Source organism: Leptothoe sp. ISB3NOV94-8A (genome assembly GCF_043421595.1).
GTDB classification, from domain to species: domain Bacteria; phylum Cyanobacteriota; class Cyanobacteriia; order Phormidesmidales; family Phormidesmidaceae; genus Leptothoe; species Leptothoe turfae.
The window spans coordinates 4,256,614-4,277,143 of sequence record NZ_JAXSQW010000001.1 but is presented as its reverse complement, the minus strand read 5'-3'; the positions used below and the strand labels follow the sequence as shown (position 1 = coordinate 4,277,143).

General features: G+C 45.2%; 18 protein-coding genes. 3 read left to right on the top strand and 15 right to left on the bottom strand.

The features are described 5' to 3' along the window. Window positions 1-230: 230 nt before the first annotated feature. Complete coding sequence (surE, locus tag SPB21_RS18000) at window positions 231-1,064, bottom strand: 5'/3'-nucleotidase SurE (protein WP_499867344.1); 834 nt, start codon at window positions 1,062-1,064, stop codon at window positions 231-233. 71 nt (window positions 1,065-1,135) lie between these two features. Here surE and pheS point away from each other — a divergent pair, with 71 nt between their 5' ends. Continuing rightward, window positions 1,136-2,128 (top strand): phenylalanine--tRNA ligase subunit alpha, encoded by a 993-nt coding sequence (gene pheS / locus SPB21_RS17995; protein WP_163661502.1) that lies wholly within the window; start codon window positions 1,136-1,138, stop codon window positions 2,126-2,128. A 136-nt stretch (window positions 2,129-2,264) separates the two neighbouring features. On the opposite strand, the gene msrA is transcribed toward pheS, so the two are convergent. From msrA to SPB21_RS17950, 9 genes are all read right to left on the bottom strand, one after another. Continuing rightward, a complete protein-coding gene (gene msrA / locus SPB21_RS17990) occupies window positions 2,265-2,939 on the bottom strand; it encodes a peptide-methionine (S)-S-oxide reductase MsrA (protein WP_163661501.1) in 675 nt (224 codons plus the stop codon). A gap of 148 nt (window positions 2,940-3,087) precedes the next feature. Continuing rightward, the gene (locus tag SPB21_RS17985; protein WP_006515784.1) at window positions 3,088-3,408 is read right to left on the bottom strand and encodes an STAS domain-containing protein; all 321 of its coding nucleotides are present in this window, start codon (window positions 3,406-3,408) and stop codon (window positions 3,088-3,090) included. A gap of 176 nt (window positions 3,409-3,584) precedes the next feature. Then, window positions 3,585-5,225, bottom strand: coding sequence for a DUF3352 domain-containing protein (locus tag SPB21_RS17980; RefSeq protein WP_499867343.1), 1,641 nt, complete (start codon window positions 5,223-5,225; stop codon window positions 3,585-3,587). Window positions 5,226-5,370: 145 nt separating this feature from the next. Next, the gene (lexA, locus tag SPB21_RS17975) at window positions 5,371-5,976 is read right to left on the bottom strand and encodes a transcriptional repressor LexA (protein ID WP_006515782.1); all 606 of its coding nucleotides are present in this window, start codon (window positions 5,974-5,976) and stop codon (window positions 5,371-5,373) included. Between the two features lie 342 nt (window positions 5,977-6,318). Beyond that, window positions 6,319-7,449 carry an RNA polymerase sigma factor RpoD gene (rpoD, locus tag SPB21_RS17970; protein ID WP_006515781.1) on the bottom strand — a complete coding sequence of 377 codons (1,131 nt, stop codon included), beginning with the start codon at window positions 7,447-7,449 and terminating at the stop codon, window positions 6,319-6,321. Window positions 7,450-8,032: 583 nt separating this feature from the next. After that, window positions 8,033-8,275 carry a hypothetical protein gene (locus SPB21_RS17965; RefSeq protein WP_163661493.1) on the bottom strand — a complete coding sequence of 81 codons (243 nt, stop codon included), beginning with the start codon at window positions 8,273-8,275 and terminating at the stop codon, window positions 8,033-8,035. A 212-nt stretch (window positions 8,276-8,487) separates the two neighbouring features. Further along, window positions 8,488-8,871, bottom strand: a complete 384-nt coding sequence (locus SPB21_RS17960; protein WP_163661491.1) for a response regulator — start codon at window positions 8,869-8,871, stop codon at window positions 8,488-8,490. Between the two features lie 172 nt (window positions 8,872-9,043). Further along, complete coding sequence (gene thyX, locus SPB21_RS17955; protein WP_499867341.1) at window positions 9,044-9,766, bottom strand: FAD-dependent thymidylate synthase; 723 nt, start codon at window positions 9,764-9,766, stop codon at window positions 9,044-9,046. Between the two features lie 263 nt (window positions 9,767-10,029). Further along, window positions 10,030-11,454 (bottom strand): DUF697 domain-containing protein, encoded by a 1,425-nt coding sequence (locus tag SPB21_RS17950; RefSeq protein WP_163661487.1) that lies wholly within the window; start codon window positions 11,452-11,454, stop codon window positions 10,030-10,032. Between the two features lie 165 nt (window positions 11,455-11,619). Here SPB21_RS17950 and SPB21_RS17945 point away from each other — a divergent pair, with 165 nt between their 5' ends. Next, window positions 11,620-12,081 carry a T3SS (YopN, CesT) and YbjN peptide-binding chaperone 1 gene (locus tag SPB21_RS17945; RefSeq protein WP_163661485.1) on the top strand — a complete coding sequence of 154 codons (462 nt, stop codon included), beginning with the start codon at window positions 11,620-11,622 and terminating at the stop codon, window positions 12,079-12,081. Between the two features lie 139 nt (window positions 12,082-12,220). Here the strand turns inward: SPB21_RS17945 and SPB21_RS17940 are convergent, their stop codons facing one another. From SPB21_RS17940 to SPB21_RS17930, 3 genes are all read right to left on the bottom strand, one after another. After that, complete coding sequence (locus SPB21_RS17940; RefSeq protein ID WP_163661483.1) at window positions 12,221-13,600, bottom strand: UDP-glucose dehydrogenase family protein; 1,380 nt, start codon at window positions 13,598-13,600, stop codon at window positions 12,221-12,223. Between the two features lie 135 nt (window positions 13,601-13,735). After that, window positions 13,736-14,707 carry a UDP-glucuronic acid decarboxylase family protein gene (locus SPB21_RS17935; RefSeq protein WP_163661481.1) on the bottom strand — a complete coding sequence of 324 codons (972 nt, stop codon included), beginning with the start codon at window positions 14,705-14,707 and terminating at the stop codon, window positions 13,736-13,738. A 376-nt stretch (window positions 14,708-15,083) separates the two neighbouring features. After that, a complete protein-coding gene (locus SPB21_RS17930; RefSeq protein ID WP_163700731.1) occupies window positions 15,084-15,506 on the bottom strand; it encodes a tetratricopeptide repeat protein in 423 nt (140 codons plus the stop codon). Window positions 15,507-15,901: 395 nt separating this feature from the next. On the opposite strand from SPB21_RS17930, the gene SPB21_RS17925 reads away from it, so the two are divergent. After that, window positions 15,902-16,747: a DUF4058 family protein gene (locus tag SPB21_RS17925; RefSeq protein WP_163700728.1), complete on the top strand. Its 846-nt coding sequence runs from the start codon at window positions 15,902-15,904 to the stop codon at window positions 16,745-16,747. An 81-nt stretch (window positions 16,748-16,828) separates the two neighbouring features. On the opposite strand, the gene SPB21_RS17920 is transcribed toward SPB21_RS17925, so the two are convergent. Together SPB21_RS17920 and SPB21_RS17915 are read right to left on the bottom strand one after the other, a co-directional pair. Further along, window positions 16,829-17,278 carry a chemotaxis protein CheW gene (locus SPB21_RS17920; protein WP_163661475.1) on the bottom strand — a complete coding sequence of 150 codons (450 nt, stop codon included), beginning with the start codon at window positions 17,276-17,278 and terminating at the stop codon, window positions 16,829-16,831. Beyond that, window positions 17,275-20,517, bottom strand: a complete 3,243-nt coding sequence (locus tag SPB21_RS17915; RefSeq protein ID WP_163700726.1) for a hybrid sensor histidine kinase/response regulator — start codon at window positions 20,515-20,517, stop codon at window positions 17,275-17,277. The genes SPB21_RS17920 and SPB21_RS17915 overlap by 4 nt, the downstream gene beginning before the upstream one ends. Window positions 20,518-20,530: the final 13 nt, after the last annotated feature.

Below are 20,530 nucleotides of genomic sequence, written 5' to 3'. Positions count from 1 at the left end.
AATCAGGAGTAATCTTACCCAGTGATCCATACAAATTGCTTGTAAACCCAGACTGTCTTTATAGATCAAGCCATAGTGCGCACATTGGCCATCGTTAAGATTTTTACATCCGAGCTGACTTCATCGCATGGTTAGGCGTTTGAATAAGCATTTTTAGGTTAGGCCATCTTGCTTACAGCCAGTTTGCCCAAAGCTTTATCGAAAGTAGGCGCAAGGCATACCTCTTCTTGCTAGCAAGGCAGCAGCTGAGGTAAATGGCTTTGTAGGCTCGCTAAGTCACTATAAGCTGTGAGGTCGTAGTGTAGAGGTGTGACTGTAATATAGCCAGCTTTAATCGCTTTTACGTCGGTGGTAAACCGATTCATAAAGTCAATAGTCTGCGCCTGATTCAAACTATTGGGTAAGCCATGGGATAGTTCTCTGTCGCTTTCTTCTAAGACTTCTCCTGCCAGCCAGTAATAGGTTTTTCCACGGGGATCAATGCGTTTCTCAAAAAGATCTCGGTACCGACGTATCCCTAGGCGGGTTACCGTTATTCCCTGTATTTTGGATTTCGTTATCGGTGGAATATTGAGGTTGAGGAGTAATGGCTGATCGAGCTGTGTCAGCGTTTGCACTAACTGGCAGGCATAATCTGCTGCAGGTTGAAAATCTGAATAATGAAAACTGGCTAAGCTAAGGGCTACACTAGGGATGCCTTCTAGCAAGCCTTCCATGGCTGCTGATACGGTGCCTGAGTAGAGGACGTCATTACCTAAATTGGCTCCGTGATTAATGCCTGAAAGTACGCAATCAGGTGCTGTGTCTAACAGGGCGTCGAGGGCAAGTTTTACACAATCGGCTGGGGTACCTGAACAGGCCCATGCCTGAATGCTTTCATGGTAAACAGAGGAGACCTGTTCGGCTCGAATCGGGCGGTGCATCGTAATGCCGTGACCTGTGGCGGATCTTTCACGGTCGGGACAAACTACGGTCACGTCATGACCTTTGGATGCCAGGGTATTGGCGAGGGTACGAATGCCAGTGGCGAAAATACCGTCATCGTTGCTGATTAATAGTTTCATAGGGAATCAAAGCTTAGGTGTAGACTAAAGGTTGTCTTTTGTGACCCTCCCGTTTCAACTTTTTGGCCAGTATGACCACCGACCTAGAGCAGCAACTGAGTACATTACAGCAAGAAGCCAGCGATGCGATCGCAACTTTAAGTAACCTCGACGAACTCGACCAGTTTCGGGTGAGCTATTTGGGCAAAAAAGGTAAGCTTTCCAAAATCTTAGGCGGTATGGGCAAACTCTCTGCCGAAGATCGCCCTCGCATAGGGGCCTTGGCTAATCAGGTCAAGACAGTGCTGCAAACTAGCATTGACGAGCGTAAAACCGCTTTGCAAGATGCCAAAATCCAAGCGCAGCTAGAGGCTGAAACCTTAGACGTGTCAATGCCTGGAACATACTTACCCCAGGGAAGGGTTCACCCTATCAACAGCATTATTGACCAGATTACCGATATTTTTGTGGGCCTTGGGTATACGGTGGCCAGTGGACCTGAAATCGAAGAGGATTATTACAACTTTGAAGCCCTTAATTTCTTACCTGATCACCCTGCTCGGGATATGCAGGATACCCTCTATTTGCCCAACGGCAAGATGATGCGTACCCATACGTCCAATACCCAAATCCGGTACATGGAAAATCATGAGCCGCCGTTGCGGGCCTTGGCTATGGGGCGCTGCTATCGTCGCGATACAGTTGATGCAACTCATGCGGCAGTGTTCCATCAAATAGAATTTTTTGCTGTTGATAAAAACATCACATTTGCTGATTTACGTGGCACTATCCAACTCTTTTTAGAGGCTTTATTTGGTGAGATTGAGGTCAGATTACGGCCCAGCTATTTCCCATTTACTGAGCCCTCAGCCGAAGTGGATGTGAAATGGAAGGGCAAGTGGTTAGAAGTGCTTGGGTGCGGCATGATTGACCCCAATGTGCTTAAGGCTGTTGGCTATGATCCTGAGGTTTACAGCGGCTTTGCAGCTGGCCTGGGGGTTGAACGCCTGGCGATGGTACAAAGCCAGATTGATGATATTCGTCGGTTGTATGCCAGCGATCTACGCTTTCTCAAGCAGTTTTAGGTTTGAGTGAAGCTTGATGACCGTTCGTTGTTTGTTGGGAAACAGGGACAGCTTTAGTCACAAGCTACCCCCCCTATGGAACATCCATTTGACAGAGGGGATTACTTTAGCTATCTGTTGTGGATGAAACCGTTGATTAACTATCGGATGCCACACCAATACCAATGGGGCAAGCCACATTGGTGCCACCAAGACCACAGTAACCACCAGGATTCTTCGCTAGATACTGCTGATGATAATCTTCAGCATAGTAGAATTCAGGTGCATCCAAAATTTCGGTTGTGATGGTGCCATGACCAGCCTGGGTCAGTGCCTCTTGATACATGGCTAAGGACTTCTCAGCAGCGGCTTTTTGCTCAGGAGAGTAGGTATAAATTCCAGACCGGTACTGGGTTCCTACATCGTTACCCTGGCGCATACCTTGAGTAGGGTTATGGCTTTCCCAAAATACTTTTAGCAGTTGCTCGTAGCTAATCACGTTGGCATCAAACACCACCAACACAACTTCGTTATGTCCGGTCATCCCGGAACAAACTTCTCGATAGGTGGGGTTAGGGGTGTAACCTGCGCTATAGCCTACGGATGTTGAAAATACGCCTTCTTGTTGCCAAAAGCGGCGTTCAGCTCCCCAGAAACAACCCAGACCAAACATTGCTGTCTGCATGCCATCGGGAAACGGTGGCTGTAAAGGATTGTGGTTAACGTAATGCTGCTTAGGGACAGGCATCTTATCAGAACGACCTGGCAATGCTTCATTAGTAGACGGCATTGTGCCTTTTTTGCCTAAGCTACCAAGTCCAAAAAACACCATAGATTTGCAATAGATTTAAGAACGCCTATGTCTTAGTCTACTCAATCTAGCCCAGAGTGGTGAGTACTTACTTCGCATTTATAAAAGCAATAGCCCCCTGACAGAGCAAGGGGCTACCAGTACTGAAGCAACTGAATGTTGTTCAAGACTATTTGAGAACACCTGCCTTAAACGCTGCTCGGTCCTCAAAAATTTCAAAGACCCTATCCATGCTGGTTAGTTCAAACAGCATGCGGATTTGATCGTTGATAGAACAAACGTACATGTTGCACCCAGCTGTACGTGCATTTTTCAAACAGGCGACTAAAACGCCCAGACCTGAACTGTCTACAAAAGTGATGTCTTTCAGGTCAATTAGCAATACTTTGGCACCTTTTTCTAGAGCTTCATCAACTTGCTGGCGAAATGCCGAAGTTTGAGTTCCGTCTAAGATACCGCTCGGCTCAATTACATGAACACCTAAGTCCATAGAGATTGTCATGGCTTAATATCAATAAACTATAGTTTAGCTTTACAGATGTTCAAAACTTGCACTTTTGCTCAGTTCGCCATTGGGAGCTGTTGAACTGAAGCAATAGAGAAGTGTTCGTCCCCTTGTACATTAGGCTGTCAGTTTTAGATAGCCATGGTTGCAGTTTAGAACACTTAATCCTTCAACAGAATTGAGATTTTTCCGGCTGATTGATTAACTGTTGGTTGATTGCCAGTGATTGCGATCGCATCAATTGACTGATTCCATGGCTGTAAAATGGGTTCTATCAAGGAAAACCAACGATTACTAGCTAGAAGACGTTCCAGTTCGTTCCAAGTTCCATATAAATATCCTTGGTCAGGGATAGCCATTGATGGCATAGTATGTTGGAACCTTTGAGTATCTGACAGTCGGTTGTCTGGAGCTTCTAAAGTGGCAGTTAAACCATCAATGGACGTCGAAAAAATAGTGTGTGCATCCACATTAGTATGGAGGGCTAAAAGGTCGGTTTCAACCGTAGTTTCTCGATTACGGCTGTTTGCTACCCGAGTTTTTAAGCGACTCCATGCTGTGACAGCTTGATTACCTAGGGTGAACTGACTGACTGTTAACCCTTGGTCCGTTGCAATTGCATCCAGCTGACTGATTAACCTTGGGGCAGGATCCTCCACAGCCATTAACCACGAGCCATCGTTTAATTGACCAATTGCATAGTGGCTAGCTAGAAGCTGAGCAAGCGGTTGTAAGAGTGTCTGGGCTAACTGGGTGGACAGTTGTTCCTGTGCCAGTTGGAGTGGAGCCGGTAGCTGCTGATAATGGCTCAGTTCACTTTGTACTGCCAGCCATAAAGGTCGTAGATCGTGCCCTGTTGCTCCCCAAGCCAGTGATGCGGGTAAATACTTGTCGGAGATATTGGTAGTGGCCTTTAATTTAGAACTCTGGTCTGTTGATTTAGCGGCTGATTTATCTAAAAATGCCCTATTATTCAGAGTCTGTAATTGACTGCTGATTACTAGTTGCTGTTGATGAAATGTCGCTGTTGCAGTTAGCTGCTGCCATTGAAGTGCCGACATAAATCGTGGCTCTGTTGGCGTGGCTAACCCTAGCCAATCAACAAGGTCTGGAATGCGTAAACTTAGCCAGACTGGTGTGCAGCATTCGGATTGTGAGAGCTGCAAAGTAGGCGTCTGGGCAACACGCAGGCTCTGCTGTAAAACTTTTATATCATTGGCAACCAGCAACCTACTCCCACTGATAACTGCGGTGGCTATCTGCTGCTGTGTTTTGGCTAGCTGACCAGTAATGATGGGCACTCCACTGGTCTGGGTGAAAACAGGTTTAGTGCCCGCAATAGTTTGTCGCTGCCAAAACAGCTCTAAGAATTCACGTAGTCGATCACCATCATCTGCATCAACCACCAAAAGGTATCCAACCTGGCGACCATTACTATTATCTTGATCAAGATCCTTATTCGTGATCGCAAAGGCAATATCTTGCCCTAGCCAGGGACGAACATCTTCATCGAGATTAAAATCAAAGGAAGCTATTAGTTGGTCCCTAGCCTGTGATAAAGCCTTGAAAACGTCAGATTTCTCCCAATCTTTGCCAGGTTTAACATCAGTACTCACTACCGCTGTTAACAGTGCATGCTTTGAAACAAACGCTAAAGTTTCACTGCTTGAAAGATGGGACGGTTGATTTGCATCTGAGGATAGCTGGCTGCAGCTGTTGATACCAAGGCTAAGGCATAATAGTGCGATCGCAATTACTATTAATTGCCAACGCCGCCAAGGTATCCCCGACAAATTCACCATAGATAGTCTTGCTCAATCCTGTGCGACTCTAGTTTAGTAGAGCAACGACCCTGGAACTGAGCGAACAATTAACGTTTCAATGCTTAGGCATTGAAACGTGGCAGTAGCTTCTATAAACCAGCTATCAGTGACCCTAAAGTTGAGATTAAATCAAATCTTGGCTACGCCAAACAGCTAATAAGCGACCTTGAATATCAACTTCTTGAGCTGGATAAACCATAGGCTCATAGTTAGAATTGGCAGGTTTAAGCACTACATCATCACCCTGACGATACAAATACTTAAGGGTGGTAGCGCTTTCTACCCGGGCAGCCACAATGGTGCCATCACGAATGCTGTTGGGATCTTCCACTGGACGCATGATGACAAAATCGCCGTTATCAATGAGTGCGTCGATCATGCTATCGCCTCGCACGCGCAAAGCGTAATCACGCGACTTAATAGGTAATGAGGAGAGATCAAGGTGTTCTTCAGCAACATCTGCAAAAACTTCAACCATAGAGCCCGCAGCAATGGTGCCTTTCACAGGGACTCCCCCACCCTGCAAGATCCGAATTGTTCTAGCTTTACCCTCATTCCAGTCAATGTAGCCTTTCTTTCTGAGGTGATCGAGACGGCTTTGAATAGGAGCTGGGGACTTTAGCCCCATAGCCCTCATCATTTGACGAATGGAGGGAGAATGCTGATGCTCACGAATGTAATCAGCCAACCAGTTATACAGCTCCTCTTGAGCGTTAGTAAGAGGTTCCATGGGTTACTCACAGGACGAACCATAAGGGAACAAGCGTACCCCTATAAGAACAACAGTACCAACAAAACTGTCTTTTTGTCCACTTGGTTTTGAAACAGATAACAGGATGCTCTAATCACCCCATAAAAATAAGCCGTTGCTGATTTAGGAGATGAATCGATCTGGCAGGATTGCCCTACATCAGTATTTCCCAGATTAGATCCCCCCGAGGTTCAGCAACGGCAAAAATAATACTGAGACTCGGCGGCTACGCTCAATGTCTGTCGACCCAAGCATAAGAAACAGGCCTGAAGGATTCCTTCAAGCCTGAACTAATGAATATGTGCTTGCTACAGTAAATCCTTAGCGGATGTACTCTTTCAGAACACTGTTGCGGTTAGGATGACGCAGCTTACGAAGGGCCTTAGCCTCAATCTGACGAATACGCTCACGAGTCACATTGAAGATTTGGCCGATTTCCTCCAACGTCTTCATACGACCATCATCCAAACCGTAACGTAGACGCAGCACATCGCGCTCGCGGGGACTCAACGTACTTAAGACGCCTTCCAAATCTTCGCGTAAAAGGCTCTTGGATACTTCGTCCTCAGGAGTTTCACCGTCTGATTCAATAAAGTCACCTAGACGCGAATCTTCCTCTTTACCAATGGGCGTTTCCAAAGAAATGGGCAACTGAGCAGATTTAGCAATAAAACGTAGTTTCTCGATGGTCATTTCCATCCGAGTAGCAATTTCTTCCTCGGTAGGCTTACGACCTAGCTCTTGAGATAAAAGTTTGGTGGTTTTCTTGATACGAGAAATAGTTTCGTACAGGTGGACAGGCAGCCGGATAGTACGGGATTGGTCAGCAATCGCACGGGTAATAGCCTGACGAATCCACCAAGTTGCGTAAGTTGAAAACTTATAACCTTTTTCGTGGTCGAATTTCTCAGCAGCACGAATCAAACCCAAGCTGCCCTCTTGAATCAGGTCCTGAAAAGATAGACCACGGTTCATGTACTTCTTGGCGATGGAAACCACCAATCGTAAGTTAGACTGCACCATCTTATCCTTGGCACGGCGTCCAAGGTGAAGACGACGACGAAAGGCCGGTAAAGGCATATCAACAGCCGCTGCCCAATCAGCATCATCGGGCTCGTGATCCATTCCATCGGACAAATCATCGCGAATTCGCTCAAGTTCTAGCAAATCAGCAATCTTACGAGCTAATTCAATCTCTTCTTCTGCCCTTAGTAGACGAATGCGTCCAATTTCTTGTAGGTAAAGTCGAATAGAGTCTTCGGTGTAGTGTTTTTTCTTCGACTGAGCTGATGATGATGATGAACTACGACGCCGAGTTGTACCTTTAGCAGCCTTAGCACCCTGGATATCTTCCTCGGAACTTGAAAAAGTTTTCCCAGCCTCAGGATCGATTAGCGAATCCAGTTCATTTCTGGGCCTCAAGTCCTCAAGAACAGTATTAGCTTGGGTCATGCCGCTTTCCTCGTATTCCTTCAAATGCAACAGATCAAAATATCAAAACAGAAGATCACCAAACCTAGCAGGTCCATACCAGAGACTCAACATTAAAAGTGCTAAGGCAACTCGATGGACCCCTTGAAGTTTATTAATTAGTGAAAGACTTATCTGATATGGTGAACGAGCTGCCTAGCATAAAGGTCCATAGTTTACAACGGTAAACATTCGCTAACACTTTGAATAGGGATTCCATAGTCAGCAAAGCTTGAAATTTCACTACCAATGTAAAAACTCAGGACCAACTGCTGAAGCTGTCCGTGTTTCTACAGTAGTAACACGCTTTCAACAAAACGCCCAGAGGAATTTGAGCAAGTTGTCATCAATCCATGGTTTTTTATGAACAACTCTGGACTCAATCCCTTTATTTTCAACGGGTTTCAGACTGTATCAATGCACACATTAATTTTGCCTATCAAAAACTAAATAAAATATAAAACTTTTGTGCTTTTGATTTATAGAGCGGTTGTAGAGCTAGTTTGATGGCGTAATTGTTTGAATTAATTTGGGTTAAGGGTATGCAGGATCAAGGCTATGTGGTTTATGCTTTGTGTTTAAGATTTAACCAAAGGTGACACGCCTGATCTTCGTAGGTTACCAGTATGTCAGCCCCTTGTTGCGCTAGCTGGCTGGCCTGTTGATAAACCTGATGGCGCTGTTTGTAGTCTGCTGTATGTATTCGTTGGAAAAGAGCGTATTGATATTGCATGCCATCCCGCAAGCGCTGGTTGCGCCAAAACTTGAATCGTCTGATTTGCTGGGATTTAAATGATTTAGATGTCACAGATACAGTGTCGCAGAATATACAGTGGCGCAGGATATTTCTTGTTAAGCCGCTAAACTGCTTTAGTCTTTCAACTCTAGATTAGGAAACTCTTGTAGCAGGACAAGCCGCTTGATATTACCTATGGCACTGAGGTCATAAATATGCTTGCCTACCCTGACACCAGGGTAGTTGCTTACAGTAAGCTGTAATCTATCTGTATATCTAAATATCTATAAGATGGCTTTTGCTACAGCTGACTTCACTAGTAAATGCAGCACATCTTTACTAATTGGTTCAACTAGAAATCCATCAACCCCTGGATGCTCTTCTTGCACAGGCCAGCTTGGCTCATGGGATTTGGTCAGGGCTACGATAGTTGTTCCTAAGGGTTTTACAGTTTCTCTTAGTCGATCTACAAAGGCTGATGACCAGTGCTTTTGAGTGCCAGAGAGGATGACTAAATAGGGAATGCTTTCTTCGATACGGGCAACAGCTTGATCGGCTGAATGGGCTACAAATACGGAGCCCTCAACCTGGTTTGAGAGTGATTGGACGACCAGTTCTGTTCCACAGTACTGGTCCAGCAATAAGATGTAACCGCTAGAGCTGTCCATATGCCATTACCCATAAGGCCTATTTCAGCACCCTAAGTCTATGGGGAATGTCTAAAAAACACAGCCCCATGAAAGGTATCGAAAGGCTTCTTAGGGTGGGTTATCAAAGTTGAGAACTAGTACATTCAAGTTAATGAATTGCAAGATTAACCTGTGAAAATGGCAATAATCCTTAAGGCGCAAGACGTGCTTTCTTAAGTCGAGTTGTTTCGTACCAAGTTGAGATCGCAGGTACCCAGCTCTGAAAGTGTGGCCAAATAACTTCACAAAGCTTTTGTGCCTCTAGTTGGGCATCTGCTTTCCAGCGGAGATCTAACAAATGCATGAGCGATCGGACATTAGCCGACATCACCCAATGCTGCCGTACGTCAAAGGGAATCAGGCCTCTCGCATGCTCTTCAGAAAAACCTTGCCCAATGCGAGTTTTGTAGCGCTCACAGGCTTCTAAACACCAGGCGATATCCTGCTGACGAAGCTCCTCAGTATAGGCGTAGTGTTTGCCTTGTCGGTCGCTATAGTCGCCAACAGGACGCAAATAAAAAACATCTTCCACATCCTGTTTCCCGGCTATAACATCTAAAATGCGGGAGCCTGTATAGCGAAAAGACTGAACATCGAAGGAAACCCCGACTCGATGGGTGCGCACTTGTTGCATGGTGGAATGCGGGAACCAGCCACAGTTCAAGATGATTTGAGGGTGTTCTAGGGGGCCATAGTGTCCCCGTCCGCCTCTTAGTAAATTTCGAATGATTAGGTCACCACATTTCTCTTCAGAAGGCCAGTTTTGGCGATCGTTCCAAACAAAACCCTCAGCATAGTCTTGGTGCATCGCAGCGTAAATGGTTTGCTGTGGGTTAGGTGTTTGGGAAATAACTTCGACGGTAAACCGATGCATGGGCAATTGTAAAAAGGAATACTATTAGACAGCGAATGAATTCACGTGTTTAGGGACGACTAAATGTCAGCAACGAACTCACTGATGGATAGTCGACCGATATAGTCTATCGGCAGAGAAGCAACAGCTCAAGCCAGCCTTTCAGAACATGTAGTTTCCTAAAACTAACTAACGAAGTCCTTTGGGCAGCGATAAATTTTAGACTGAGATCTATAGCCTTGAAGCTTCTCATTGTTAGGATAGCGACATATGATTCAAGCAAACTACGTCCGATTAAGTTTTTGCTTGAGTTCATGTTTGAGGCGAGCCATTATGGATGTTTCATCTAAGTTATTCACAATTTTGGTAATGGTTGCCTTAGGGCCTTGCTCGCCCCAACTTGCGCCATTTATCAAATATGTACGTGTAACTTGGCCGATGGCATAGGTGGCAACACCTGCTACAGCTGCTTGGGTTAGGGCTACTGAGAAGTAGGGGGCTACGCTTAATCCTCCCGTTGCTAAACCGGCTGCTCCTAAAATACTTTTCAGAGAGCTTAGCCCTAAGGTAATCAGCAGTTCGCTGGCGGAGAGACTGCCGGTGGATAGGGCAATTGTCCGCAAAAGTTTCAAAGACTCTTGTTGGGTCATGGGTAACCCATAAAGTTTAGATAAGCCCACTACAAGACCTACATCTACTGTGATGCCGCCAACCATATCGGCGAGTAACACTGGATTTACGGCTACTGCCACGGCTTTAGTCAGGGCGGTTTGCCAGATCAGGTCATTAGCTCGGCGCTGACGAATTTCTAGCTTACGTGCAACTAACTTCGCCTGTACGTCATCTGCATATAAGAGCGTGTTGAGAGCAATTAAGGCTTTACCCTCTTGTTCGAGTACATCTAATATTTTGAGCCTCAGAGTCTGAATATCGGGGGTGCCTCGGGTGTTCTGCCGCCGCCGCACACCTTTCGGGTCTTGCACTACTGTTGTGGTTAGTGGGGCTGCAGCTGCCAACACAATGTCTTCAGTCAATATGCTTAAGGGGGTAACCCGTTGTTGAATTTTCTTGAGCAGTAATGTCTGTTCCTCTAACGAGTACTGATCAGCTTTATTGAAAACTAGCAAAATTGGTTTGCCTGCATGGCGTAACCATCCCAACGCGTCGTATTCCACTTGAGTCAGATCGGCTGATATTACAAATAGAATTAGATCGCTCTGCTGGGCTACGCGCTCGGCTAGTAGCTGACGTTGTTCACCGCCAACTTCATCAATTCCTGGTGTATCAATGAGTTCGACGGACGCTCCAGTGTTACCTGCTTTGTCACCTACAGACACCCGGTGAATCGAGCTATCTTTAGAGACCGACTGCCAATCTACACTGGCTACATCCTGGGTTACCCCGTGCAGTGGTCCCGTAATAAAAATAGACTGCCCAATTAATGCATTGAGCAATGAGGATTTTCCCCTGCCCACCATACCAAAGGCTGCAATATGCAGAGAGCCTTGCTCTAACTTGTGTTGCAAGCCAAGCAAGTTATTGATTTCAGGCTGCAGACCCTCGCGTTCTCGAGGGGTTAAATCTAGACTGTCAATGACTTGTTTTAAGCTGGCCTGTGCCTGCCCGTAGTAGAGATCGGCTGCGAGTTGATCAAACTCTGGCAGGTTATCTGGCGATGGCTCTAACGAAGAATCAGACAAATTAGTCAATGTCGGGATGCTTTTTGTGAGTGTGGAAAGCTTTATAAGTTTAATACTGCCTTCATTGCCGTAACATCATCAAGAAACTTTTGAGCACCTGTAAAACATAGGTGAGAGAATGTTGCTTGGATATCGGGAGATATCTCCACCAGTCGTCAATCTTGCTGCCGCTTCATGGATTTTCAAAGTTCAGCTCAGAAAACTTGCTACGAACGCATTGCCCCCTGGATGGATGAGTTATTTGGGGAAGCGACGGTAGCTTTCGAAGATGAACCTCTTTTTATTATTACTATTGGCTCAGCGGTAGCTTCTACCCGTGTAGTTCCCTGGGGAGAAAGTGAAGCGTTGATTACTACACGATCTTATGTAGTTACTGATGTAGATGCTACTTCAGAGCTTACGTACTATCTACTACGGGCTAATGACAATATCTTGTTTGGACGTTTTGCTTTGGATAGTGAAGACGATATCGTATTTGAGCACAGTTTAGTGGGGTCTACTTGCGATCGCATTGAACTCAAACATTCGGTGACCACCGTAGTGCGACTTGCCGATGATTATGATGATGAAATTGTTGCCCGTTGGGGCGGTAAGCGGGCGCTCGATCGCTGGGCTTCCCCTGATGCTAGAAATTAGTCACTGGGCGTCAACGTATATCCGCGTTCAATTAAAAATAAATAGACATTGCCTAATCTAAAGGGGCGTTATCTATTAGATAGCGCCCCTTTAGAAAGATATTAATTAGAGAGAGAGTGATTTCCTCCTAAAGAAAAAATTAGTGACCAACACCAGAATAGGTAAAGCCAGCCTCTTCCAAGGTTTGACGGTCAAGGAAATTCCGGCCATCAATCAGGTTAGGGGTACTCATTAGACTAGCCATCTTGCCATAGTCTAAGTCCTTAAACTGTTGCCAATCCGTTACGAGCACCAGCGCATCACAGCCATCAGCTAGACGCTCAACGTCAGTTTCTACAATCACGCCGGTCATACCATTGCGCATGCCACTTTGGGAAACAATGGGGTCGTAGGCTTTGACTTTGGCTCCCAAACGATTGAGGTGTTCAATCAGAATTAAAGAAGGTGCATCGCGCATGTCATCGGTGTCGGGCTTAAAGGTTAGACCCAATAGTCCGACGGTTTTACCCTTTAAGATTTTCAGCATCTGCTGTAATTTTTCAAGGGAGAGTAGGCGCTGTCGAGTATTGACATCAATGGTGGCTCTCAATAGCTGGGCTTCATAGCCGTAGTCATCAGCGGTATGCAGCAGGGCTGATACATCTTTAGGGAAGCAAGAACCACCCCAGCCAATACCAGCTTGGAGGAACTTACTACCAATGCGAGAATCTAGGCCAATACCTTGGGCAACTTGTACTACGTCAGCACCAACGCGATCGCAAATGTTAGCGACTTCGTTGATAAAGCTAATCTTAGTGGCCAAAAATGCGTTGGATGCATACTTCACCATTTCAGCTGAGCTGAGATCAGTCACCAAAACAGGCACTTGAGGTGCTTCTTGTTCTTCGGCAAATTTACGCTCAACGATAGGCTCGTAAAGCTCCTTCATCATGGCAATTGCCTTAGGATTGCTGCCACCTAAAACAATCCGGTCAGGATTGAAAGTGTCATAGACTGCTGACCCTTCACGTAAAAATTCAGGATTGCTAACAACATCAAACAAGGGAGCCTCAGGCTTGCCAGCAGGAGCACCGGCACCCACTGGCACTTGTTTACGCTCAGCAATACCGTCCATCACAATCATGCGGACCCAGTCACCAGAGCCAATGGGCACTGTGGACTTGTTGACAATTACTTTATAACCACCATTCAGGTGCTCTCCAATGCCCCGGGCAACTGCCTCAACATAGCGAGTGTCACTTTCACCGGTCGGTAGAGGGGGGGTACCAACAGCAATGAAAAGAATATCGCCATGGGAAACGCCTGCTGCCAGGTCAGTGGTAAACGTTAAGCGGTCAGCTTCCATGGAAGATTGCATCAGCTCAGACAGTCCCGGCTCAAAAATAGGCGATTGCCCAGACTGCATCAATTTGACCTTTTCCTCATTGTTATCAACGCAGATAACGTCGTGACCAATGTGGGAAAGGCATACACCTGTAACTAAGCCGACATAGCCTGTACCAATAACGCAAACACGCATATAAATACTCCTTACTTAAAAGATAAATCCAATGAAATTAACCGTAATCAGCGCTATCTGTTGTTCTAGTCCTCGGGTTCCTGGAACCCGAGGAGAATACAGAAAGGCGTTTTAACCGTAACCTGGGCCAATCATCTAAGAAGATGACGTTGCCGTTGTCGGCATAGCCAGGTTACCCGCTGCTTCTAAGCGAGCTTGAAAGTCCGCAATGGTCAGCTTCAAACCTGCTTGAAGGGGCACTGTTGGCTCCCAATTCAGCATGGTTTTAGCTTTTGTAATATCTGGCTGACGACGACGTGGATCGTCCTGGGGCAGGGGTTCAAATTTCAATTCAGCATCAGGGTTAATCATTTTTTGAATAGACTGAGCCAGTTCCAAAATAGTGTATTCACCTGGATTCCCTAAATTCATAGGACCAATGTAGTCACCATTCATAAGACGAATAAAGCCCTCTACTAAGTCGGACACATAACAGAAACTGCGGGTTTGAGAACCATCACCGTATACAGTTAGAGGATTACCTTGCAGTGCTTGCACAATAAAGTTGCTAACTACCCGACCATCGTTTTCGAGCATACGTGGGCCGTAAGTGTTAAAAATGCGTACTACCCGAATATCAACGTCGTTTTGACGGTGATAATCAAAGGCGAGAGTTTCAGCGACCCGCTTACCTTCGTCGTAACAGCTACGAATCCCAATGGTATTCACACTGCCTCGATATTCTTCTGGCTGAGGATGAACTTCAGGATCACCATAAACTTCGGAGGTAGACGCTAGGAAAAAACGAGCTTTGACTCGTTTGGCCAGACCTAGCATATTGAGGGTACCCATCACATTAGTTTTGATGGTTTTTACCGGATTGTACTGATAGTGCACTGGTGAAGCAGGGCAGGCTAAGTGATAAATTTGGTCGACTTCTAGCCGAATAGGCTCAGTAACATCATGGCGAATGAGCTCAAACTTGGGGTTATTCAACCACTGCAAAACGTTTTGCTTCCGGCCAGTATAGAAATTATCTAGACAAATAACCTCATGATCATCTGCCATTAGGCGATCAATGAGATGAGAACCTATAAAACCGGCTCCACCGGTAACTAAAATTCGCATAATACTTTTGAACTAGTAAGACGCCAACACAATGTGAAATGTTTATAAACTACGTGCTTCCTTAAGACCAGACCTTTGTTGAGGGCACAGCAGAGCAGACGCAACTTGTAATAGAAATCACAAGTTGTACGGCCAATTCCTTAGGAGGCCTTGATGCTATCGCTGGCTTACCTAAGTCAGAATGCCTACATAATTTCCCTAATATGTCTGCAATTTAACAAAGTTTGCTGGTTAAACGATCGACTGCAATAGGCATTCACTACAACTTCAAATCCTTTTTACAGGAATACCCAAAATTTGACTGAATATACCAGTGACCGATTTTAGGTATTCTAAGCTGTAACAAAAAGAACGAAGGATGTCTGTGATCTTCTATCTAAAGGTTAGTCAAGACATTAAGGTCGGTTTTAATCCAATTGATACCTGAGCGACTACCTTGGCGGCTATAGATGTCGCTAGCAGTGACAAAATCGCTAGCGGCAGCTTGTGTTTTTGCCAGATTTGCTTGAGCCCGTGCTCGATTATGAAATGCTTCTGCTAAATTAGGTTCAGCTTCGATGACCTTAGTAAAGCAGTCAATGGCTCGAGCATATGCTTTTTCCCGATAGGCCCAGATGCCTTGGTTGAACTGATGACGTGCATCACCACCAATGGGTGTGGAGATATCAGTGATCGGGGTGGTGAAGGGGATGTTGGGCCCCAAGGGCTGGAGAATTGTAGTTGCGATCGCACCGCCCCCAATTCCCAAAATCGCCAATATTACAGCGATTACTATCCATCCATTGGTTGAGATTTCCATAATTCCTTACAAAGCTGACTTCAGCCTGTTTTTCAGCAAAAATTACTACTAATAAAGTCTTATTAAAATCCTGTTTGGCTGATGAGCCCCCTGAAAAGATTTTATGAAGTCCTACAGCTAAGACAACTGATTCACTGTTTAAAGTAGTTTTGCCACACTGTATTTCCATTGACTTTATAAAATCTTCATCTTTAATGATGGTCAAGTATCTACAGATACACCAAGTGAACCTTGATCTAAAAAGTACATAACTATGAACGCTTGGTGGATACTAATATGGCTTCTTGCTAAAATTTTATGAGGTTCATTCCATGCAGTTTGGTTAGCAACAGGACCAACAGCCGTTTTATCTGATTTGTCATAACGCTCCGCTATCGAAATTTAGAGGATAGTTAATGCCTGATATGTTCCCCGGCATGAACCCTTACCTAGAGCACCCTGATCTTTGGCCTGAAATTCATCCACAGTTTGTAACTGCCCTGGCCAACCTCTTACAGAAAGAAGTTTCTGACCGATACAGTATCCTCATCCGCAAACGGGTCTATCGCGTTAGTGGTGAAGATAGTCTAGTCGTTGGGCAGTTGGCCCATGACTGTTCTCCCAATAGTCCACCGACCAATGATGTCGCTGCTTCCCATCAGCAACCAATTCCTACCTACATTGCGGTGCCGCAAACCATACAAGAGGACTATATTGAGATTCTCGATTGTCAAATTGGTAGGACGGTTACCATCATCGAAGTGTTAACGCCTCAAAAGAAACGTCCTGGCCGTGGTCGTGAAAATTATGAGCAGCGCTGTGAGGCTATCTTTGGCAGTGATACTCACTTTGTCGAGATAGACTTGCTACGAGGATGGGAGCCAATTTCTGCCTATGCAGCAGGTAATGTTGATTATCGAGTGTTGGTGAGCCGTAGTGATCAGCGCCCAAAGGCAGATTTGTATGCCTGGCAAGTGAATGCGCCGATTCCCCCCCTGAAGTTACCTTTAAGTTATCCCCAAGACGATGTAGGGGCTCAGGCATATTGCACAGTGGATCTCAAACGGGCACTTGATGAAGCGTGTTTGCGGTCTCCTTGTTATTTTTCAATTGACTATGAGCGATCTCCAATTCCCCCTCTACCTCCAGAGGAAAATATTTGGCTAACAACTTTATTGGAACGATCAAGTCTGCGGCCATCGCACCAGAGCATAAATCGATATGATCAAGGAAAGCTCACAAAACAAAGTGCACATCTATAGGCATGATCAGCTATTGGATTGGCTACACTCCCAAAACCTATAAGCGTTTGAGCAAAAAGATTTTCCGGTTTACATTGTGTTTTAGATCAACGTATTTTCGTCTATTACGAATAGGGTGAGAGTATCCTCTCCATGGGGAACAACAGCGACATGGCTGGCAATTGCAAGCGTGTCAGATTGTCGGTAAGACTCTGGTAATATCCTGATGTGGTCTCGTTGAATATCCATTAGATTGGGTGAAGTTGTTACAGGAATAGCCAAGAGGTCACCCACCTGAGGTTTGAGGATGACAAAATATCCATGTTTATTGGCAGTGGGTATATTGAATAGTTTGTGATGTAGATCAATTACGACAACAGCATGATCATCGATATGGGTTACTCCTGTGTATCCTAAACCGCTACTGTGAACTTGGGAGTGGCTAACAACTTTATAAACAGATTCAATACGACAGGCGAGGGTTAATTCTCCTAGACTCATCACAATGAGTCTAAGTGAGTTGATGGTGGCGGTAGATGTTTGGCGTGTCATGGCTTTTGGAGAAGAGTTGCGATCGCACCTACAAAATCTTTCTCAATGTAGGGTTTAGTAAAGTAATCGTTAGCACCTAGATGTTTGGCTAACGTTCGGTGCTTATGGTTACCACGTGATGTCAGCATCACTGTTGGGATCTGAGTCCATGAGGAATTAGCCCGACGATGACTGAGAAATTCAAATCCATTTAAGCGAGGCATTTCCACATCACAGATAATTAATTCTGGTAGCGCCCCTCTCTGTAATTGGTCCAGCGCATCACGACCATCCTTTGCCTGTAGCACCTGGTAACCTGCTTTACGTAGCGTTAACGCTAAAGTGCGCCGTAGTGCTGATGAATCATCGATAATCATCAGTGTTTGGGAATGATGCTCATACTGAGGTTGGGGCTGTATTGGGAGCGAGAGTTTTGTACTAAACTGCACTAGAGCCGCTCCGTCAATGACAGGCACTAGGCTACCGTCGGCTAAAACAGTACAACCGTTAATGTAGCTAGGGGTGGCAATGGCTTTACCCATCGGTTTTATGACTAGTTCTTGCTCTGTGACGATCTGTTCCAGGCCTAAGGCTAATAATCCTTGCCCCTGCTCAATGATTAGCATGGTTTGCTGTTGTCCTCTGACTGTCTGGCCCGTTTGCAGTTCCTTGGGTAGCTGCTTGGGAACCTGGCACTGATAGTTGAGAAGCTCAGCTAATTGATATATGGGGATTAGTTGCGATCTCCAATGGAGAAATCGTTGACCACCAGACTGTTTAAGTTGGTCAGCAGCAGGTCTAATAATTTCCTCAATACTGTCAGAAGCGATGGCGATGGCTGTCGTCCCAACACTGCCAACTACCAGTTTTGTAAGGGTAAGGGTGAGAGGGATTTTTAGGGAGAATACGGTACCTTTATGTTTATTGGTGGTTACTGATACCTTACCATTAAACGTTTGTAAGCTCTCTCTTACAACATCTAGACCTACACCACGCCCTGAGAGTTCACTCACTTGATTGGCGGTGGAGAAACCAGGTTCAAAGATTAGCTGCTGGATGCGCTGTTTTGTCATTGTTGTTACCTGCTCTGGAGCAATCATTTGCGCTTCAATTGCTCGTTGAGCAATCTTGTCAGTGTCTAAACCTTGACCATCATCGTCAATTTCAATAACGGTATAGTTACCTTGATGGAATGCTCGAACCTCAATAGTACCCTGGTCAGGTTTGCCCAATGTTTGCCGCTTATCGGGGGGCTCAATGCCGTGGTCAAACGCATTTCGTACCAGATGTAGTAGCGGATCGTAGAGCTTTTCAAGCATGACGCGATCGACTAAAACATCTGTGCCTGTTAGTTTAAGTTCAACCGGTTTCTGATATGTATTTGAGAGTTCTCGAATCACCCGAGGGAATCGCTTTAAGACTTGATCTAGGGGAACCATGCGTGACCACATCAGCTCATCCCGCAATTGATTGAGAGTCCGTCGCTGTCGTTCTAACAATCGGTTTGATTGGCCAGCAAACAGGGCTACATCATCAACCGATTCTGCCAATTGAAATACTTCTTCTAGCACTCCTTCGAGTAGCGAATTAATTTCGCTATAGCTATCCATTTCAAGAGAGTCAAATGTACTATCTTCAGTGCGAATAATCGTGCTAGATCGGTGTTGATTAGGAGAAACCAAGATTTGGTCAGAGATACTCTGTAACTGTCGGACAATGGTTCGGAATGAAGAGAATCGTTGGCCGAGTCGATGAACTGTGCGTTGAAATTGATCATTTTGCAACGACAAGCTGTTACGGTTGATGGCTAACTCACCTACTAAATTGTTCATTCGCTCTAGACGATCTAGGGCAACTTTGGCTGACAATCTAGATTGTGTAGTTGATTTAACTGGAGCTTTCTTCTTTTTGGAAGGTTTTTGCTGTACCGCTTGGGGCAATCTTGGTAGCAAATCATAGATTTCGCTGATGTTGGTTACAGTGGTTTCAATATTATTAGAAATAATATCTGCACCTCCAACACTTTTTGCCATAGAAACCTCAGGGCTATCTGTGGCATCTGTAGAGATTTCAAGGTCTGGAGTAGACGGAGTTGACCAAGAATCTAAGATTGACTCCGTTGGAGCATCTGCCATAACAGCTTCAAAATCTGTTATTTCTACATCGAAGTTATTGTCTGTTGATTCTGGATTGCCCCATATGTCTGCTAAGGCATTGACATCAGGTTGTATAAGCTTTGAATTGTCGCCCTTTTCTATCTTTTCTACCGAAGGGAATTCTAAAGCTTCTATGGACCAGATTTCTTCTAAAGCCGAAATTTGGTTGGCTGAGCTGTCTGATGGAGCAGAGGTTGTTTTTTCTATTTCATAGTTGTTTGGAGGTTCCAACATATCAAGGTTGAGATTAGACAAATCCAGGTCATCGATATGTTCGGAGATATGAGTATGAATTGGTTCATCAAGCTCAATTATATTGCCTTCTGCTAATGTCAATAACTTCTTTGAAGGTTCGCCAATTGCAATTCGCTCCCCAGCAAGGATAGCTTGGCGAGCATGTTCTATATTGTCTATAACTTGTTCAATTACAGGTAATGGCTGATCGTGATATCTGTTTGCAGCTGCTTGAGCAAGGGTTGTAATCTCTGTAAATTTCGGTATATCTATAATTTCGGCAAATCCAGTTAGAATCTCAAGCTGAATCTGTAGCTCTTGCCCACAATCATAGTTTTGAGGATCGGTAATTAAGGTGCGCAGTTGTGTTAATACTTCAGCCACATCGACCTCAAAAAGTGAGGCGACAATATCTATGCCTAGCTCGGCAGAGCTAGGCATAAAGCTATCTGTAGCATGTAATGCTGGTCCAAGGTATTCCTCCAAGTCATTAAAAATACTCTCAAATGCAACTAGAGTTTGTTTTTCATTAAATTTGCCTGTGTCAATCTGTGATTGCAGGGGATGGCGTAAGCAATCATAGGCACGTAAAAACAAAGTTTCTAACTCTGCGTCCACCACTACTGTATCGCTGTACAACGCTTTTAGTGAGTCTTCCAGCCGATGGGCAATGATTTTAATGGTATCTAGTTCGACACTGGCAGCTCCTCCTTTGATGGAGTGTGCTGCTCGCATCAGCTCATGTACCCTTTGTACACTAGTGTCTTGGCGCAGGCTAAGCAGGCCAGTTTCAATGATGTCTAGCAGTTCAGACGCTTCTTCAATAAAAAATTGATAAGCCTGATCGCGAATCTCAGGATCGATGGTCATAGCCTGCAGAGCA

Bases quoted from the DNA above. Each gene is read 5' to 3' on its own strand.
- surE (WP_499867344.1), bottom strand. From the start codon at position 1,064: ATGAAACTATTAATCAGCAACGATGACGGTATTTTCGCCACTGGCATT.
- pheS (WP_163661502.1), top strand. From the start codon at position 1,136: ATGACCACCGACCTAGAGCAGCAACTGAGTACATTACAGCAAGAAGCC.
- msrA (WP_163661501.1), bottom strand. From the start codon at position 2,939: ATGGTGTTTTTTGGACTTGGTAGCTTAGGCAAAAAAGGCACAATGCCG.
- SPB21_RS17985 (WP_006515784.1), bottom strand. From the start codon at position 3,408: ATGGACTTAGGTGTTCATGTAATTGAGCCGAGCGGTATCTTAGACGGA.
- SPB21_RS17980 (WP_499867343.1), bottom strand. From the start codon at position 5,225: ATGGTGAATTTGTCGGGGATACCTTGGCGGCGTTGGCAATTAATAGTA.
- lexA (WP_006515782.1), bottom strand. From the start codon at position 5,976: ATGGAACCTCTTACTAACGCTCAAGAGGAGCTGTATAACTGGTTGGCT.
- rpoD (WP_006515781.1), bottom strand. From the start codon at position 7,449: ATGACCCAAGCTAATACTGTTCTTGAGGACTTGAGGCCCAGAAATGAA.
- SPB21_RS17960 (WP_163661491.1), bottom strand. From the start codon at position 8,871: ATGGACAGCTCTAGCGGTTACATCTTATTGCTGGACCAGTACTGTGGA.
- thyX (WP_499867341.1), bottom strand. From the start codon at position 9,766: ATGCATCGGTTTACCGTCGAAGTTATTTCCCAAACACCTAACCCACAG.
- SPB21_RS17945 (WP_163661485.1), top strand. From the start codon at position 11,620: ATGGATTTTCAAAGTTCAGCTCAGAAAACTTGCTACGAACGCATTGCC.
- SPB21_RS17940 (WP_163661483.1), bottom strand. From the start codon at position 13,600: ATGCGTGTTTGCGTTATTGGTACAGGCTATGTCGGCTTAGTTACAGGT.
- SPB21_RS17935 (WP_163661481.1), bottom strand. From the start codon at position 14,707: ATGCGAATTTTAGTTACCGGTGGAGCCGGTTTTATAGGTTCTCATCTC.
- SPB21_RS17930 (WP_163700731.1), bottom strand. From the start codon at position 15,506: ATGGAAATCTCAACCAATGGATGGATAGTAATCGCTGTAATATTGGCG.
- SPB21_RS17925 (WP_163700728.1), top strand. From the start codon at position 15,902: ATGCCTGATATGTTCCCCGGCATGAACCCTTACCTAGAGCACCCTGAT.
- SPB21_RS17920 (WP_163661475.1), bottom strand. From the start codon at position 17,278: ATGACACGCCAAACATCTACCGCCACCATCAACTCACTTAGACTCATT.
- SPB21_RS17915 (WP_163700726.1), bottom strand. From the start codon at position 20,517: ATGACCATCGATCCTGAGATTCGCGATCAGGCTTATCAATTTTTTATT.